13 protein-coding genes are annotated in these 18,046 nt (G+C 70.7%); 8 read left to right on the top strand and 5 right to left on the bottom strand.

What is annotated here, in order from left to right:
* The first annotated feature begins 205 nt into the window (after positions 1-205).
* Positions 206-1,195, top strand: coding sequence for an aldo/keto reductase (locus QQM72_RS23365; protein WP_314222818.1), 990 nt, complete (start codon positions 206-208; stop codon positions 1,193-1,195).
* Between the two features lie 86 nt (positions 1,196-1,281).
* Here the strand turns inward: QQM72_RS23365 and QQM72_RS23360 are convergent, their stop codons facing one another.
* Positions 1,282-1,926: an MBL fold metallo-hydrolase gene (locus QQM72_RS23360; protein ID WP_314222817.1), complete on the bottom strand. Its 645-nt coding sequence runs from the start codon at positions 1,924-1,926 to the stop codon at positions 1,282-1,284.
* Positions 1,927-2,073: 147 nt separating this feature from the next.
* Here QQM72_RS23360 and QQM72_RS23355 point away from each other — a divergent pair, with 147 nt between their 5' ends.
* Positions 2,074-2,499: a MarR family winged helix-turn-helix transcriptional regulator gene (locus QQM72_RS23355; protein WP_314222816.1), complete on the top strand. Its 426-nt coding sequence runs from the start codon at positions 2,074-2,076 to the stop codon at positions 2,497-2,499.
* 279 nt (positions 2,500-2,778) lie between these two features.
* Here the strand turns inward: QQM72_RS23355 and QQM72_RS23350 are convergent, their stop codons facing one another.
* On the bottom strand, positions 2,779-3,285 hold the full coding sequence (locus QQM72_RS23350) for a hypothetical protein (protein ID WP_314222886.1): 507 nt from the start codon (positions 3,283-3,285) through the stop codon (positions 2,779-2,781).
* Between the two features lie 47 nt (positions 3,286-3,332).
* Complete coding sequence (locus QQM72_RS23345) at positions 3,333-5,063, bottom strand: PHP domain-containing protein (RefSeq protein WP_314222815.1); 1,731 nt, start codon at positions 5,061-5,063, stop codon at positions 3,333-3,335.
* A gap of 206 nt (positions 5,064-5,269) precedes the next feature.
* On the opposite strand from QQM72_RS23345, the gene QQM72_RS23340 reads away from it, so the two are divergent.
* Positions 5,270-5,815: a hypothetical protein gene (locus tag QQM72_RS23340; RefSeq protein ID WP_314222814.1), complete on the top strand. Its 546-nt coding sequence runs from the start codon at positions 5,270-5,272 to the stop codon at positions 5,813-5,815.
* 361 nt (positions 5,816-6,176) lie between these two features.
* On the opposite strand, the gene QQM72_RS23335 is transcribed toward QQM72_RS23340, so the two are convergent.
* Positions 6,177-6,917 (bottom strand): VOC family protein, encoded by a 741-nt coding sequence (locus QQM72_RS23335; RefSeq protein WP_314222813.1) that lies wholly within the window; start codon positions 6,915-6,917, stop codon positions 6,177-6,179.
* A 380-nt stretch (positions 6,918-7,297) separates the two neighbouring features.
* On the opposite strand from QQM72_RS23335, the gene QQM72_RS23330 reads away from it, so the two are divergent.
* The 5 genes from QQM72_RS23330 to QQM72_RS23310 all read left to right on the top strand — a co-directional run bounded on the left by QQM72_RS23330 (position 7,298) and on the right by QQM72_RS23310 (position 13,632).
* Complete coding sequence (locus tag QQM72_RS23330) at positions 7,298-9,847, top strand: discoidin domain-containing protein (RefSeq protein ID WP_314222812.1); 2,550 nt, start codon at positions 7,298-7,300, stop codon at positions 9,845-9,847.
* 136 nt (positions 9,848-9,983) lie between these two features.
* A complete protein-coding gene (locus tag QQM72_RS23325) occupies positions 9,984-10,793 on the top strand; it encodes a DUF4097 family beta strand repeat-containing protein (RefSeq protein ID WP_314222811.1) in 810 nt (269 codons plus the stop codon).
* 236 nt (positions 10,794-11,029) lie between these two features.
* Positions 11,030-11,734, top strand: a complete 705-nt coding sequence (locus QQM72_RS23320) for a VanZ family protein (RefSeq protein WP_314222810.1) — start codon at positions 11,030-11,032, stop codon at positions 11,732-11,734.
* Positions 11,735-11,801: 67 nt separating this feature from the next.
* Positions 11,802-12,536, top strand: a complete 735-nt coding sequence (locus tag QQM72_RS23315) for a response regulator transcription factor (protein ID WP_314222809.1) — start codon at positions 11,802-11,804, stop codon at positions 12,534-12,536.
* Positions 12,529-13,632: a sensor histidine kinase gene (locus QQM72_RS23310; RefSeq protein WP_314222808.1), complete on the top strand. Its 1,104-nt coding sequence runs from the start codon at positions 12,529-12,531 to the stop codon at positions 13,630-13,632. Before QQM72_RS23315 ends, QQM72_RS23310 begins: the two co-directional genes overlap by 8 nt.
* A gap of 493 nt (positions 13,633-14,125) precedes the next feature.
* Here the strand turns inward: QQM72_RS23310 and QQM72_RS23305 are convergent, their stop codons facing one another.
* Positions 14,126-17,866: a family 78 glycoside hydrolase catalytic domain gene (locus tag QQM72_RS23305; protein ID WP_314222807.1), complete on the bottom strand. Its 3,741-nt coding sequence runs from the start codon at positions 17,864-17,866 to the stop codon at positions 14,126-14,128.
* Positions 17,867-18,046: the final 180 nt, after the last annotated feature.

Here is an 18,046-nt window from a genome sequence, read left to right as displayed (position 1 = left end):
TGCTGAGTCGCCTGGAACGCCGGCTTGCGCTGGAGTGCGCTCCAAGTCGTAGCGTCGCGGACACCACGGAGCACGAAGCCCCGTCCCGCCCTGGGCCCCTCACGGGATGCCGGGCGGCTGAATCCGTCGCTAGATGGATGGAGGGCTCCGTGCGATCCGAGCGACGAACGACGAACGAGTGTGCAGAGAAAGGCTGGGACACGGCATGCAGAAGCGCAGTCTGCGGGACCTCCAGGTATCGGCCATCGGCCTGGGATGCATGGGGATGTCGGCCTTCTACGGATCCACCGACCAGGCGGAGGGGATCGCGACCATCCGGCACGCCCTCGACCTCGGGGTGAACTTCCTCGACACGGCGCAGATGTACGGCCCGCTCACCAACGAATCGCTCCTCGGTGAAGCGATCCGGGGTCATCGCGAGGAGTACGTGATCGCGACGAAGTTCAACTACCGGATGGACAACGCCGTACCCGGCGACATCAGCACGGTGGGCCCGCAGGACGGTTCGGCCGAGCACGTCCGCAGCTCGGTCCACGGCTCGCTGGAGCGGCTGGGTACCAGCCACATCGACTTGTACTACCAGCACCGGGTCGACCCGAACGTACCCATCGAGGAGACGGTCGGCGCGCTGGGCGAGCTGGTCGCCGAGGGCAAAGTGCGCTACATCGGCCTGAGCGAGGCGAGCGCGGAGACCATCCGGCGCGGCCATGCCGTGCACCCGATCACCGCGGTGCAGAGCGAGTACTCGCTGTGGTCACGGGACGTCGAGGCCGAGGTGCTGCCCGCCTGCCGTGAGCTGGGCATCGGATTCGTGCCGTACTCGCCGCTCGGCCGCGGTTTCCTCGCCGGGCGGTTCACCTCGCCGGACGAGCTGGACGCGAACGACTGGCGCCGGGAGAACCCGCGCTTCCAGGACGCCAACCTGGCGGCGAACCTGCGCCTGGCGGCAAAGGTGAAGGAGATCGCCGCCGAGAAGGACGTGACCCCGGCCCAGCTGGCCATCGCCTGGGTGCTGGCCCAGGGCGAGGACCTGGTGCCGATCCCGGGCACCAAGCGCCGCACCTACCTGGAGCAGAACGCCGGCGCGGTGGACATCGCGCTGACCGAGGAGGATCTGGCGCGCATCGATGCGGAGCTGCCCGAGGCGTCGGGCGAACGGTACGACGAGGCAGGTATGCGAGCCGTCGATCGCTAGCCGGGCCGGGCGCCGGCAACAGCTGACGTTGCTGCCGGCGATGTCGAAGCCGACGAACGCATGCCCGCTCCCTGGAGTCCGGTCCTTTACAACTGCACGGTGGTGCCGGGCTCGAGGCGGCCGATCGGGGTGCCGGTCAGGCCGTTCTCGCCCAGGAGGCCGGCGGTGGACTGCTGGCCGAGGTCGCTGAGCATGAGTTCGTGGATCTGGATGATGCGCTCGGGCTTGACGGCGCGGACGAAGTCGGCGGCTTCGCCGAGCTTGGTCCACGGGCCGCTGGTCGGAAGCAGGAGGGTGCGCACGGGAGGGCCGGGCACGAAGTAGGCGTCGCCTGGGTGGTAGAGGGCTCCGTCGTCGAAGAGGTAGCCGACGTTGTCCGGGCACGGGATGTCGGCGTGGATCAGCGCGTGGCGGTGGCCGTGGACCGTGGCGGTGAGGGAGCCGACGGTGAGGGTGTCGCCTGCGGAGACGGCGTGGACGCGGCCGTTCCGGCTGCCCAGGGCGGCCGCCACGGCGGCGGTGCCGTAGACCTGTAGGTCGGGCTGGGCCTCGAGCGCGGCGGCGACGAGCTTCTCGTCGAAGTGATCGAAGTGTTCGTGAGTGATCAGTACGGCGTGCGCCCGGGAGACGGCCTCTGCCGCGTCCGGGGTGAAGGTGCCTGGGTCGATGACCAGTCGGGTGTCGTCCTTCCCGAGCGTGACGCAGGCGTGGGCGTGCTTGGTGAGCTTCACCGCGGGTCCTTTCGGTACGAGCGATTTCCTACAATCAAACTGTACACCTGGGCTGTAGATAGCGTTCAGGGAGGGTGGCTCACTCCCGGGTGGAACCACGCATCCAAGCTGTACAGCTTGGTTGGCGAGTATGAGTAGGCTGGCGCCATGGACGACAACCAGCTGGCCGAAGAGCTTCGCCTGACCATCGGACAGCTCGTGCGTACCGTGCGCACCGCCGACACCATGCCCCCCGGCGAGGCCGCCGTCCTGGGCTACCTGGACCGCAGCGGCCCGCTGACCACAGCCGACGTCGCTCAACAGCGGGGAGTCAGCCACCAGTCGGCCGCCAAGGCGGTCAAGGAACTCCTCGGTAAGGGCTTTGTGCGTGCGGAGGCTCACCCCAGCGACGGCCGCAAGCTCTTGCTCCACCTCACGCCCGCGGGACGTGACCGCCTGGCGGAGGAGCGCGGACGCCGAGCCGACTGGCTCGGCACCGCGATCAACGACGTCCTGAACTCCGACGAGCGAGAGACCCTTGCCGCGGCGGTGCCCCTGCTGTCACGCCTGACCGCGCGCCTGAAAGCCAAGTAAGCCAAGTAAGCCAAGTAAGCCAAGTAAGCCAAGTAAGCCAAGTAAGCCGAGTAGGCCGAGTAGCTTGAGCAAGCCGAGTCCGGGTACGCCGAGGCCGGAACTCCTCTTGAGCTGCTGCCCGCTGACGAGAGCGCGCGTCCGCCGTAGACACGCCTGCGGAACGGTCCGGACCCATGGCGGCCCCGACGCACGGCGCACGCGCGGTCGCCGGACGGTGGGCTGGGCGCCCTGTACCGGCCGTGCCGGGCGCGCCGCGCACGGCGCTGAGATCTCAGTGGCTCAGTGGTCCGCGCAGCAGGGCGTCGGTTCGGGTACCTCGAACGGGACCAGCGTGCCTCCCGCGGCGGGCATCGTGGTGAGCACCAGCTCACCGTTCTGCCACTGCGAACGCACATGGCTGTGCGTCACCAGCCTTGTGGACGGGGCAGGTCGACCGGCCGCCCCCAGCACCGCGACGCGGTCGATCGCGGACAGGGACAGCACCTCCTCGACCGACAGCGTGCCGCGCAGGGCGTCCGCTCCGCGGTACAGCACCGCGCGGCCCACGGCGTCCGGCGCGCCCTCGGTCACCTCGTACCCCATGGCCACCAGACGCGCGCGCACGTCGTCCAGTTCCCCGCCCGGCTCCGGTGCGAGGGAGACGACGACGCGCGGCCGCTCGCCCCGCACGAGGTGGGTACAGCCGAACCCCCCTGTGCTGAGGGGGAGTTCGGCCGCGAACGTGCGGAGCAGGTGGTCGGCGGCGCGCAGATCGCGCAGACCGGCGTCCACCGTGAGGACGTCCATCGTGAGGTCGAACGGCGTGAGGTCGAACGGCGTGCGGACGGGCGGTGTCACGACGGCAGTACCCACACCGGGTTGGTGTAGAACCACAGGTCGGCCCACGGGTCGGCGTCGCCGACGACGTCGATCGCCGGGCCGGCCGGGTCGACGGCCGCCCCCATCGCGCCGACGGCGCCGCGGTTGCCGTCCGAGCCGCGCAGCCGCACGTACACCGGCCGGTCCACGCGTCCGAGGTCGTAGGTGAGCCGTACCGTGCCCCTCGACTTGTTCACCTCGTAGGTGCGGACGACCTTCGCGGTCGGGGCGGTGAACGTGTCCTTGTCGGAAACCGGCCCCGTGACATCGCCCTGGATGACGTCCACGCGCGCCAACGAGGGTTCGAAACCGGCCCAGTTGGCGCCACCGGCGAGCGCCACGTCGACCGTCAGCGTCACCTTCGTGCCCTTCCTCACGTGCAGGGCGCCGCCGAGGGTGGCCCAGCGGCTGGCACCGGAGACCCGCACGTCGAGCCCGCTGAGCAGCTGGCCGTGGTCGACCCAGATGCGCCCGGCGCGGATGCCGTCCATGACGGCGGCGTACGAGAAGCCGTCGGAGCCGACGTGGGTGCGGCTGTACTGGCCGGGCCAGTAGTCGCCCTGGGAGATGTCGATCCGGCCGCCGTAGACCGGGTCCTGGTAGCGGCCGTCGGTGTTGAAGTCGCCGCCGGGGCCGCGCACGGCGGTGTCGGCGTAGACCTGGTGGGAGTCGGAGTTGGCGGTGATCCACCAGGGCTTGCCCTCGGCGATCAGGCTGTCCCACAGGCCGCCGACGGTCGCCGTCATCCAGTCGAAGCCACCCCAGGTCCGGTAGCTCTCCAGGGGATATCCGGCAAAGGAGTTGGCGCTCGGGCTGTTGTCGTAGATACCTCGAGCGCGGGCCGGGCCGAGCGGGGCGGGCAGACCGGCGGCCTGGTGGCCGGGGGCGCCCTCGAAGCCGACGGCGATCTGGCGGCTCGCGGGCGTCGCGTCGCGCCACGCGCGGATCTCGTGCGGGGAGTCGACACCTCGCCGCGCCGGGTGGTTGGCGAGCACCAGCGCGTCCTTGACCTTCCGGCGTCGGACCTGCTCGCCGAGGAAGACCAGCCCCGCGACGGCGAGGGCCTCGTTGGCGGGCGTCGAGTCGGAGGCGCCCCTGACGCTGCCGTCGTAGTCGGTCTCGAACTGCTTCAGGACGGAGACCTCGTTACGTCCCGGGTGGACGAAGACGGTGCCGTGTTCGGCGCCCGGGATGTTCCACTCCAGGCCCTGGAAGACGAGAGTGTCCTCGTGTGCGGTCCGGGCCTCCTTGATGTCCGGGTTGACCTTCTCGACGCCGATCCTGGCGTGCGTGGCACTGCCGTGGTCGGTGATGACCAGCCAGTCCATGCCGTGTCTGGCGCCCTGCCGGACCTGGTCGACGACGCGGTACTTGCCGTCACTGCTGTACTGGGTGTGGATGTGGTGGTCGCCGGCCAGCCAGAGGAAGCCCGTGGAGCGTCGGCCGCCGCCGGCGGAGGCTGCCGGGGCGGCGGCGGCCGGAGTCGCTCCGGCCGTCTGGCCGAGCACGCTTCCGGCGGCCAACCCGGCGCCGAGCAGGCCGGCGCGGCGCAGCAGCGAACGGCGAGACCGCTGCTCGGGGCTGAGGGCCTGGTCGGGCACGGAGGCGTCGAAGGCGGCGGGCAGCGCGGGGGCGGCCTCGTGGTCGTGGTGGTGCTCGTGGCCGTGATGGTGATGGCCGTGCGCGTGTCCGTGCCCGTGTCCCATGTGCCCTCCCGATTGCCGCGGCCTTCTGCCGCGGCCTTGCGCGGCGCGCGTGTGCCGCGTGAGGAGGATGAGGGCGAAGCATGAACTGTGAACGACCACAGGGTGAGCGGCGGCCGACCCGGACACGGCAGCTGAGCAGTCAACCCGGGTGGGGTGATCCGAAGATCGGTTGTGCCTATGGCATGTTCATGCGAAAGGATGTGCGCATGATGCGACCCGCGCGTGCGCTGCTCCCCCTTCTCCTGTTGCCAGTTCTCCTCACGGGATGCGACGCGGACGAGAACGGCGGGACGGCCGCGGACAGCGCCGACCTCGACGCCGCCGCGCGCGGCTGGGGCGTCGCGCCGGAACTCGTCTATGTCACCCAGGTCTCCGGCTACACCGTGTTCCAGGCGTCGGTCGGCGAGTACGAAGACGAGTTCGTCGCCGCGTATCGGTCCGAGGAGGGTGCCACCAAGTTCGGCCTCTTCGTGGGTAGCGGCACGCTGACCGCGGAGAACTGCCCCGAGCAGCCGCTGGGCGAGGTGTCGGACAAGCAGGTCACCTGTGAGCAGGACGGCGACGCCTGGTACCGCACGGCAGGTGGCAGGCACGAATACGCGGTGCCCGACGACGGCGTGGTGATTCGTCTGATCGCCGACGCGGACAAGGTCGACCGCGCCACTCTGCGTAAGGCGGCCGAGGCGGTCCACCGGCCGGACGACGCCGAGTTGGCCGCGCTCCTGCCGACCGCCGACGGCGCGGACACCTGACAGGACGACACGAAGCCGACGGCCGGCCCTCGTGACCGGTCCCGCGGTACGCGCGGACGCGCGAACGCGCGAGGATCGGCAGCTCTCATTCCGGAACGGGCGACACGGGCCTGCCGCTCGGCTGGTCCTGGGGCCGTTGCCGCTTGCTGTGGCGTGGTCCTCACGGTGCTCATGATCCGTGGCGGCCCTCGCCACGCGTCTCGAAGACGAGACCGGCGCGGGCGCGAGCCGCAGCGGCGGCTCCACCACGTGCGCCCCGGCGGGAGCAGGGGCCTGAGCCGGCCCGCGACACGCGGTTCTGGCACGGCTGACGGTGGGCGTGGCCGACGGCGGGGTGTCGTCAGGGCGTCAAGGCTCCACGTCAGGACGGGGCGAGGACGCAGAACTCGTGACCCTCCGGATCGGCGAGACATGTCCACGGGACGTCGCCCTGGCCGAGGTCGAGGTCGGTGGCGCCGAGGGCCCGCAGCCGGTCCACCTCCGCCGCTCTGTCGTCACCGGGGTGCGGCAGCAGGTCAAGATGAACGCGGTCCGGCACGGTCTTCACGTCCGGAGTGCGGAGAAACTCGAGATACGGACCGACGCCCTTGGCGGAGCGCAACGACGCATGGTCGTCGGCCACCTCGTGCAGGGTCCAGCCCGTCGCCTCGCCCCAGAACCGGGCCATGGCCCGCGGATCCACGCAGTCGACCACCACGGCGGCGATAGGCCCGGTGTCCCGGTAGATCTCCCGGGGCTCCAGCACGCAGAACTCGTTGCCCTCCGGGTCGGCGAGGACGGTCCACGGCACGTTGCCCTGGCCGATATGCACAGGCGTCGCACCGAGAGTCCGCAGGCGCGTGACCAACTCCGCCTGATGGGCCGCGGAGGTGGTGGCGAGATCGAGGTGCACACGGTTCTTCGTCGTCGTCCTGGGTTCCGGGACGGGGACGACGTCGATGCCGACGGCGACCGGGTCGGGCCAGACGAGGCCGCCGACGGGTCCGACGTAGGTGGTGACACCGGGGCTGTAAGCACTCCAGCCGAGCGCCTCCGCCCAGAACCGGCCGACCGCCGAGTCGTCAACAGCCTTGATGTTCACCTGAACAGGTCGCAGCGCCATGCCCGCGATCCTATGCGCCCGTTCCGCAACGACCGCCGCAGGCGCAGTCGCTGACCTCTGCCGCGCCACACGGGCGCGATCAGCGACCCTCGCCCGCGAGCCGACCCCGCCATGGACACCTCGACCTGGACGGGCGGTCGGGCCGGCGGCGCACGCGGAGGGTGCGCGAAGCCTCGCCGTGCGGGCATGCCGTCAACATGTCAAGGGATACGGCGAAAGTGGGTCCGGAAAGATTTCAACTTTCGAAGGCTTGCCGAGACTGAGAACTCATAAGTTAAATCAAGACGTGAACTAAGCGTCGCAGCAGTGACCTTGGCGTACCGCCGCGGCTGCTGCCGGCGCTCTCGTGTCCTTTTCCCGACGCACCCGCAGGGACCTTAATGAGACTCAGATCCCTGGGTGTCGCGCTCGCCGCCACGGCAGCGCTGATCACCCTGCCCACCATCCAGCCACCGGTGGCCGCGGCCGCCGACGCCAACCTGTCCCAGGGCGGAACGGCAACGGCATTCTCGAACGAGAACGCCGGCACGCCCGCGCCCTACGCGGTCGACGGCGACACCGGCACCCGGTGGTCCTCGGCCGCCACCGACGACCAGTGGCTGCAGGTCGACCTCGGAACCGGCGCCACGATCAGCCAGGTCGTCGTCAACTGGGAGGCGGCCTACGGCAAGGACTACAAGATCCAGTCCTCGTCCGACGGCAGCACCTGGACCGACCTGCGCACGGTCACCGGCGGAGACGGCGGCACCGACACGCTCGCGGTCTCAGGCCAAGGCCGGTACGTACGTCTGCAGGGCATCCACCGGGCGACGCAATGGGGCTACTCCGTCTGGGAGTTCCAGGTGTTCGGCACCACCGGCGGAACCCAGCCCGGTAACTGCTCCACCGTCAACTCGGCGCAGGGCAAGACCGCTTCGGCGTCCTCGACGGAGAACGCCGGCACCCCCGCGTCCGCCGCGTTCGACGGCAACGACTCCACCCGCTGGTCCAGCCAGGCCTCGGACCCGCAGTGGCTGCGCGTCGACCTGGGCTCGTCCCAGGACATCTGCGGGATCGACCTGAACTGGGAGGCCGCGTACGGCAAGGACTTCCAGATCCAGGCCTCAGCCGACGGCCAGAACTGGAACACCCTCAAGACCGTCACCGGCGCGACCGGCGGTCGCGCCTCCTACGACGTCAGCGGAACGGGCCGCTTCGTCCGCGTTCTCGGGACGGCCCGCGGGACGGCCTACGGCTACTCGCTCTGGGAGTTCGCCGTCCGCACCACGTCCGGCGGCACCGGAGGCCCGGTCCAGGGCGGCGGCGACCTCGGCCCGAACGTGATCGTCGTCGACCCCTCCACACCCGACCTCCAGCAGAGGTTCGACCAGGTCTTCGCCCAGCAGGAGACCGCGCAGTTCGGCTCCGGCCGCTACCAGTTCCTGCTCAAGCCGGGAACCTACAACGGCATCAACGCCCAACTCGGCTTCTACACATCCATCTCAGGCCTCGGGCTGAACCCCGACGACACCCAGATCAACGGCGACATCACCGTGGACGCGGGCTGGTTCAACGGCAACGCCACGCAGAACTTCTGGCGTTCGGCGGAGAACCTGGCGATCACACCGTCCAACGGCACCGACCGCTGGGCCGTGGCGCAGGCCGCGCCGTTCCGCCGCATCCACGTCAAGGGCGGCCTCAACCTCGCCCCCAACGGCTACGGATGGGCCTCGGGCGGCTACATCGCCGACTCCAGGATCGACGGCACGGTCGGCCCCTACTCCCAGCAGCAGTGGTACACCCGGGACAGCTCCGTGGGAGGCTGGACCAACGGCGTGTGGAACATGACGTTCACCGGCGTCCAGGGCGCCCCGGCGACCAACTTCGACACCGGCCCCTACACCACGCTGGACACCACCCCGATCTCCCGCGAGAAGCCGTTCCTGTACCTCGACGGCAACGACTACAAGGTCTTCGTCCCCGCCAAGCGCACCAACGCGCGCGGCGTGTCATGGCCCGCCAACGCCGGGACCTCGCTCCCGCTCAGCCAGTTCTACGTCGTCAAACCCGGCGCGACCGCCGCCACCATCAACACCGCACTGGCTCAGGGCCTGAACCTGCTGTTCACGCCCGGCGTCTACCACCTCGACCAGACGATCAACGTCACCCGCGCCGACACCGTGGTGCTCGGGTTGGGCCTGGCGACCATCGTGCCCGACGGGGGCGTCGACGCCCTGCACGTCGCGGACGTCGACGGCGTCCGGCTGGCCGGATTCCTCATCGACGCCGGCGCCACCCGCTCCGACACCCTGCTGCAGATCGGCCCGGCCGGAGCGGCCGCGGACCACTCCGTCAACCCGACCACCATGCAGGACGTCTTCATCCGCATCGGCGGCGCGGGCCCCGGCCTGGCTACCGACTCCGTCGTGGTCAACAGCGACGACGTCGTCATCGACCACACCTGGATCTGGCGTGCCGACCATGGCGAAGGCGTCGGCTGGGAGACCAACCGGGCCGCCTACGGACTGCGGGTCAACGGCGACGACGTCCTGGCCACCGGCCTGTTCGTGGAGCACTTCAACAAGTACGACGTCGTATGGAGCGGCGAGAGAGGGCGCACGATCTTCTTCCAGAACGAGAAGGCCTACGACGCCCCCGACGCCGCCGCCATCACGCACGACGGCATCGTCGGATGGGCGGCCTACAAGGTCGCCGACACGGTGGCCGTGCACGAGGCGTGGGGTCTGGGCAGCTACTGCAACTACACGTCCGATCCCTCGATCGTGCAGCGTCACGGCTTCCAGGTCCCGGTCAAGGCCGGTGTCAGGATGCACAACCTCCAGGTGATCTCCCTGGGAGGCAAGGGCCAGTACGCCCATGTCATCAACGACACCGGCGCCCCGACCTCGGGGACGGACACCGTGCCGTCGAAGGTGACCTCGTTCCCGTGATCCACGGGAGGGACGGCGCATCGCACCGTTGAACCCGCTGCCGGGGCCATGAGCCAGTGGCCCCGGCAGCGGGCCGACGGGGTGCTTCGGTCGGCCGGCGGAAACGCGTGGCGGTGCCGGCGGTGCGTTCGCAGTCATGAGGGTGCCGACTCGGGGCACCCGGACGGGCATGAAGGCGAAGCCGGCAAGGCGCGTGCTGCTGACGACCGTTGTGCTGACGGTCCTCCCCTTCACCGTGTCGTGCGGTGACCAGGAACACGAGCGAGCCGGTGGAGCGGCCGGGGCGGGACCGCTCGCCCTCGCGGGATCCGGGACCCATCTCGTCATCACCACCGAGAACGGGCTCGTGCTGCGCCCCGCCGACGGCCGTCGGGTCACCCTGGACGATCGCGCCGACGGCGAATGGTCGCACGACGACGACACCTGGACCCTGGACCTCTCCTGCACGGACCGGGAGGGGGAGCCGGAGCGGGGTGAGGAAGCCTGTCCCCGAATGCCCTACGTCAAGGTGCCGGACGGCGTGAGTGTCACGGTCAGTGCCCGCAACGCGGGCGTCGACGTGGCGGGACTCGCCGCGGCGCTGGACGTCACGACCGTCAACGGCGATGTGACGGTGACGCGTTCCGGGAATGACGAGGCACCGGTGCGGCTGACCACCCGCAACGGCTCGGTGCGCGCGACGGCACTCGACGCGGCCCGGCTGCACGCGGCGACGACCAACGGTGACGTGATCCTCGCGTGCGTCACCGCGCCGTCGGTCGTCACCGCCGCCACCACCAACGGCTCGGTCGCCGTCACCGTTCCGCACGACGCCCCCGCGTATCTGGTCACGGCCGGTACGGACAACGGCCGGGCCACGGTGAGCGTGCCCACGAGCGCCGACCGCCAGGGCCCGGCTATGACCCTGACGACGGTCAACGGTGACGTCGGCGTGCGCCGCGACTGAGCCCGTCGGCCTCCACCGATCCCTCCGCCGATGCCGACGCCGAGGCCGTGTGCGCGGTCGGTTCGGGGCATCGGAGCTTCGGCTCGACGCTGTGGCCCTCGGCTCCTTCGGGCCCACCGCGGCCGAGTCCCCAGGACCAGGTGCCGGTTTCGGCCGCGGTGGGCCACGGCCGTGTATCGCGGGCATATCGAGAACCGCATACGGCGCCGCAACTGCCCTCCGTCTTCCATGGGGGCGTGAACCACAACGCATCCCTGTCCGCACCGCTCCGCCGCGCGCGCACGATCGTGCTGCTCTGCCTGGCGATCCTCGCCGCGGCGAGTGCCGCGTTCGTCGTACGGCGGCCGCTCATGATGTCCGCTCCGAGGTGCGCGGCCGGGCGGTGGCACGGCTGCTTCGACACCTTCAACGGCGTGGTGCTCATGACGTTGGTCGCGCTGCCGCTTGCCGTTCTGGTGGCGTGGGCTCTGGCGTTCCGTCGGCGTGCCGCCGGCGTCACTCGGGCGTGGCGGAAGTCGCTGGCCGAGGTGGGCATGATCCACGGGACGGTGCCGTTCCTGTGGCTGACCATGATGCCGGGCGGCGAGGCCGACACCGTCCCTGCCCGGGTGAGCCTGATACCGCTGCGGGATCTGGTCACGATGGGGCTCCTCGGGATCGTCGGCAACCTGCTGGTCTTCGCGTCGCTGGGGTTCTTCGCCCCGATGCGGTTCGCGGCGCTGGCGTCCCTGCCGCGGATCCTGGCCCTCGGGGCGGGCTCCTCGACCCTGGTCGAAACCGCACAGTACGTCCTGCGGCTGGACCGGGTGTCCTCCGTGGACGACGTCCTGGTCAACGCCACCGGCGCCGTGCTGGCCGGCCTCGCGTCGCGCCGCTGGTGGCGCACCACAGCGCAACCGCCGTCGGACCGGGCTCGCCCCGCGCCGGCACCGGCAGGCTGAGTCGCGTGCCCGGATACACACGTGTCCGCATACGCCGGCGATATTCGGTGCTGCCTAGGCTTCGGACATGCGCGTACTGATCGTGGAGGACGAGCCCTACCTGGCCGAAGCCGTCCGTGACGGTCTGCGGCTGGAGGCGATCGCCGCCGACATCGCGGGCGACGGCGACTCCGCCCTGGAACTGCTCAGCGTCAACTCCTACGACCTCGCGGTCCTCGACCGCGACATCCCCGGCCCCTCCGGCGACGAGGTCGCCCGGCGCATCGTCGCCTCCGGCAGCGGCATCCCGATCCTCATGCTCACCGCTGCCGACCGGATCGACGACAAGGCGTCCGGCTTCGGGCTGGGCGCCGACGACTACCTCACCAAACCGTTCGAGCTGCGGGAGCTCGTCCTTCGGCTGAGGGCGCTCGACCGCAGACGCGCATACGCCCGGCCCCCGGTCCACGAGCTCGCGGGCCTGCGGCTCGACCCCTTCCGCCGGGAGGTCTTCCGCGACGGACGTTACGTCGCGCTCACCCGTAAGCAGTTCGCCGTCCTCGAAGTCCTCGTCACCGCCGAGGGCGGGGTCGTCAGCGCCGAAGAGCTGCTGGAACGGGCCTGGGACGAGAACGCCGACCCCCTCACCAACGCCGTACGCATCACCGTCTCCGCACTGCGCAAGCGGCTCGGCCAACCCTGGATCATCGCCACGGTGCCCGGCGTCGGCTACCGGATCGACGTCGGTACGAACACCGTCGCCCCCGGCGGGGACAGCGCAACCGGCAGTAACGCCACCGACCCCGGCGGCAGTCGTGCCTAGACGCCCAGGGCGCAGCGCCCGGCTGAAACTGACCCTCAGCTATGCCGGATTCCTCTTCGTCGCCGGCACTCTCCTGCTGGCCGTCATGTGGGTGTTCGTGCTGCGATGGCTACCGGCCCACGACCCCAGGTCCCTCCAGGAGAGGTTCGGCGCCGTGATCATCGTCGGGCCCAACCGCTCCGACCTCCTGCGCGGCTTCGCCCCCGCCGCGGCCACGGCACTGGGCTTCCTCCTCGTGTTCGGCCTCCTGGGAGGATGGTTCCTCGCCGGCCGGATGCTCGCCCCACTCACACGGATCACGGATGCCGCACGGACGGCCGGGAACGGGTCCCTGTCCCACCGGATCCGCATGAAGGGCCGCCAGGACGAATTCCGCGAACTCTCCGACGCGTTCGACTCGATGCTCGACCAACTCGAGTCCCACGTCGCCGAGCAGCAGAGGTTCGCCGCGAACGCCTCCCACGAACTGCGCACCCCGCTGGCGATCTCGCGGGCCCTTCTCGACGTCGCCCGCAGGGACCCCGCGCGGGACCGGGGCGAACTCGTCGAACGCCTGCACGCCGTCAATACGCGGGCGATCGACCTCACCGAGGCCCTTCTGCTGCTCAGCCGCGGCGACCGCGCAGACTTCACCCGCCAGAGCGTCGACCTCTCCCTCCTCGCCGAAGAGGCCGCCGAAACGCTGCTCCCCCTCGCCGAACAGCGTCGGATCACGCTCGACGTCACCGGCGGGGCGGCTCGGACCAGCGGCTCGGCGGAGCTCCTGCTGCGGATGGTGACGAACCTCGTCCAGAACGCCATCGTGCACAACCTGCCCGCCGGCGGCACCGTGACGGTCCACACCGAGGCGGACGGCGACACGAGCGTGCTGCGGGTCGAGAACACGGGCCGTCGGCTCCCACCGGAACTGGTACCGACCCTCACCGAACCCTTCCGGCGCGGAACGGAACGCGTACGCACCGACGAACACGCCGGCGTCGGCCTCGGCCTGGCCATCGTGCACAGCATCGTCCGCGCCCACGACGGGACCCTCGACCTCGTCCCCCTCCCCACCGGAGGCCTCCTCGTCACGGTCCGGCTCCCCGGTACGCCGTAGGCGCTCGTCCCCGAGTCCCGAAGTGGCTGCGGTATGCCGGGCGAACGTCGGGGACGAGACGAGCGGGTCTGGAGCATGGACCGCCGCCCGGCGGCAGAGCGCGCTTCACCGCCCCGGCGCCGCGCCCCCGATTCCGGCACCACGGCCCCGGCGGACTCGGCCGAGCCGACCGGCCCGCCGCCGGGGGGACCGACGGGCAACGCCAAAGGAGGCGACCGCGACACGGCCTCCGCCACGACCTGGTCTGCGCCGCGACGGCCACCAGGACCGCCGCGCCGGACGTCGGGCCGGCGCGAAACCGGCCCGCACCACCGGCGCAGCCACGCCGCTCGGTCCGGGGGCGGGCAGAGGCGCACGCATCGGTTCACGGCGAGCCGCGGGGCCGGTGGCCGGACGCTGATGTGGCGACGCATCGCGGACAGCCATCGGATCCCGTTCCGCGCCGGATGCGCGGGGGCGGCGCTGCTCCTCCGTCCCCGCACGTCGGCTGTGGTCAGGCGGCCGCGGTGAAGGTGTAGTGCCCGGCCGGCAGGTGGTAGCTCGCCGGGCCTGTCGGGATCGCCTGCGCGGGGGCGACGACCGATTCCGGCCGTGGGGTGGGCACGGTGACGGTGGCGAACGTGTTGACGGGGACGGTGACGTGAAGTTCCAGCAGACTGCCGGAGACCGACCAGTTGCTCGACGCGCTGCCGTAGGGAGTGGCGTACGTGCTGACGGCGGAGGTCAGGCCACCGCCGGGCCGCGGCGCGATGCGCAGAGAGGCGTAGCCGGGGCCGGCGGGGCCGAGTCCGCCGACCTGGCGATAGAGGAAGTCACCGACCGAGCCGAGACCGTAGTGGTTGAAGGAATTCATGCCCGGGTCGTTGAACGAGCCGTCGGTACGGATGCCGTCCCAGCGTTCCCAGATCGTGGTGGCGCCCTGGTCGATCATGTAGCCCCAGCCCGGGAAGCCGCGCTGCAGCAGTATCCGGTAGGCGGTCTCGACATGGCCGTGGTCGGCCAGCACGGGCAGCAGGTTCTCCACGCCGAGGAAGCCGACGCTGAGATGTCCGTCCGTCGCCGCGACCTTGGCGGCGAGCTTGTCCGCGGCCGGCCGGGCCAGGGCGGAGGGCAGCAACTCGAAGGCCAGCGCCAGCACATACCCCGTCTGGGTGTTGCCACGGACGGTGCCGTCGTCCGTGACGAAGCGCGCGCGGAAGGCCGCTGCCACCTGGTCGGCGAGCTGTCCGTAGGCGGTGGCCTCCGCGCTGCGGCCGGTGGCGGCCGCCATACGGGACACCAGACGGGCCGACCAGGCGAAGTAGGCCGTGCAGATGAGGTCCTGAGCCGTGTTGTCGTTGACGTTCAGCCAGTCGCCGAAGGTCTGCTGATTGCGTATCAGGTCGCTGCCGGAGGTGTCGCGCAGATAGTCGACCCACTGGGCCATGGCCGCGAAGTGATCGTCGATGACGGTGAGGTCGCCGAATCGCTGCCACAGCGTGTAGGGAAGGATCGTTCCCGCGTCACCCCATCCCGCGGTGCCGGAACCGGCGATGACCGCGGGAGCGACGTCGGTGAAGGCGCCGTTGGCCTGCTGGGCGTCCGTCAGATCGTCGACGAACTTGGTCAGGAGGGCGTGCGTGTCGAGATTGAAGGCGGAGGTCGCGCAGAAGGCGGCGATGTCGCCCGTCCAGCCCAGGCGTTCGTCCCGCTGAGGGCAGTCGGTCGGGATCGAGAGCATGTTGCTGCGCTCGCCCCACACGATGTTGTGCTGCAGCTTGTTGATCAGCGCGTCGGAGGTGCTGAACGTGCCCGGCTGCCCGGCGTCGGTCCATACCGCACGGCCGATGACGGTGGTGTCGTCGGGCCGGAAACCGGAAGGCAGTCCGCTGAGTTCGACGTAACGGTAGCCGTGGACGGTGAACCGGGGCTCGTACGTCTCGACGCTCCCGGTGCCGGCGAGTTTGAAGCAGTCGGTGGCCTGGGCGGCGCGCAGGTTCGTGGTGTAGAGCGTGCCGTCGGGGTTGAGGACCTCCCCGTGCCGGACGGTGACCGTGGTGCCGGCGTCGCCGCGCACCGCGATGCGGTTCCAGCCGGTGAAGTTCTGCCCCATGTCGAAGATCCACACCCCCGGCTGCGGCTGGGTGATCGACACGGAACGGAACTCGTGCTGGACGGTGACACCGTTGTCTACCTGGGCCACCAGCGGGGGAGTGGGCCCGTCGTGCACGGCGACGGTCACCCAGTCGCTGTCGTCGAAGCCGGCCGAGGCCCACCCTTCGGTGTGCAGACGCGCGTCGTAGGTTTCGCCGTGGTACAGATCGTCCGCCGTGATGGCGCCGGTGCCGGTCTTCCAGCTGCTGTCCGTCGTCACCAGTTGAGTGGATCCGTCGGTGAACGTGATGAGCAGCTGCGCCGCGTAGAACGGCTGAGTGCCGTAGCGCTGGTTGCCGGCGAAGCCCAGACTGCCCGAGAACCAGCCGTTGCCGAGCCATGCGCCGAGCGCGTTCGCTCCCCGCCGGATGTGCGCGGTGACGTCGAACACCTTGTACTGCACGCGCTTGGTGTAGTCGGTCCACCCGGGGGCCAGCACGTCGTTGCCGACCTTCGCACCGTTGAGCCGGGTCTCGTGCAGACCGAGTGCGGTGGTCAGCAGCCGTGCCGAGGCGATTCGCCCACGCACGGTGAAGCTCTTGCGCAGGAGAGGGGCCGGCCCGACGACCCGGACGCCGGATCCCCATGGGCCGCCACCGTACGAGGCGACCGCGCGGGCCGCGGGCCAGTCCCCGTCGTCGTATCCGGGGTCTGCCCACCCCGTGGGCCCGTCCTGGTGCGCCTTCCAGGATCCGTCTGTCACCACGGTCGGGCCGCCGGGCACCACGAGCTTGGCGATGACCCCGGCCGGTGACTGGCTCGTGTTCCGGCTCGCGACCGCGATCGTGTTGTCGCCGCTCCGAAGGTGCGCGGTGACATCGACCAGCGCGGCGCTCTTCCACGAGTCGGCCACTCGTCTCGAGGTGCTCACCGGAGCCCCGTTGACCCAGACATCCGCGGTGTCGTCCCCGGTCACCATCAGGCTCGCGACGGCGGGGACGCCGGTCAGGCTGAAGGTGCGCCGGAAGAAGCGGGTGGCGGCGGGTACTCCGGCCGAGGGATCGCCCTCCGGGTACCAGATCCAGTTGGCACCCGACAGGTCAGGGTCCGGCGGCCGCCCGATGAACGCGGCGGACCACTCGTCCGCAGCGGCCAGCAGCCCGGTCTCGAACCACCGCGGCTTGCTCCACGAGGACGCCCGGCCCTGGACGTCCCAGACACGCGTCCGCCAGAAGTAGCGCGTCAGGCTCTTCAGGGGCTTGCCTGCGTAGGCGATGTCGATCTGCCGGTCGGACGGGACCCGGCCGCTGTCCCACAGGTCGCCGGAGCCCCGGGCCGTGGACGAGACCTGGATCCGGTAGCCGCCCTGGCGCTGCTGCTGGTCCGTCGAGTCGAGGACCCAGCCGAAGCGCGGGTGGGCTGTGTCCACGCCCAGCGGACTGGCGCGACGCTCCACGGTGCAGGTGTCCACGCTCAGCGGTGAAGGCGCGGCCAGATCGGGGGCGGCGACCTTGGCGTACCAGGGGGCCGTTCCGTAGGCGCCGAGATCGCGGGCGGCGGGCCACTCTTCGGCACCGGAGCCGGGCTGCTCCCAACCCGAGGACACGGTCCTGCCCGCGACCCACCGTCCGTCGGTGACGACATCGGTCGTGCCACCGGTGGTCACGACGCGCAGCCGTCCGATGACCCCGGCCGAGCCGCCCTGGTTCCGGCTTGCGAGCGCGATCGTGTTGCTCCCCGTGGTCACGGCCGACCGAAGATCCACGTACAGCGCGTTGCGCCAGGACCGGGCGACTCTGGGCGAGCCGGCCAGAGGCTTCCCGTTGAGCCACACATCGACGGTGTCGTCGCCGGTGACGACGAGCTGTGCGTCGGTCACCTCGCCCTCCGCGACGGTGAAAGCGGTACGGAAGTAGCGGTGTCCGGTGGGGGCGTCGGTGCCGGGATCCCCTTCCGGATACCAGATCCAATGGGCCCCGGACAGCTCGACGGGCTCGGCGCGCGGTGTGCCGGTGGCCGCCTGTGCGCGGCCGGCGGCTCCCGTCGCGAGGGCACCCGCAGCCAGCGCCGACGCCGTGCCGAGGAAGTGGCGTCGACTGAACGGGGGCCGTTCGGGGTGCGTGGGCGAGTCGGGGGTGGGGGGAGTGGTCTGGCTTGCCAACGGAGTACTCCTTCACGCGGGTCAGGCGAAGCAGGACGGCCGGGCTGAGAGGCGGGCTCGGACGGCTGCGCCCGGTCCGGGCGCAGCCTGTGGTGGGTGGACGACGGCCGGTTCGACGGCAGCACACAGCGAGCTCCGACAGTTCGGTTGAATCGTTTCAAACTGCCAAGGCGATGGAAA

The organism is Streptomyces zaehneri, from assembly GCF_032248645.1.
Classification (GTDB): domain Bacteria; phylum Actinomycetota; class Actinomycetes; order Streptomycetales; family Streptomycetaceae; genus Streptomyces; species Streptomyces coriariae.
The sequence above is the reverse complement of the archived record's forward strand: the minus strand, read 5'-3'. Positions and strand labels throughout refer to the sequence as shown.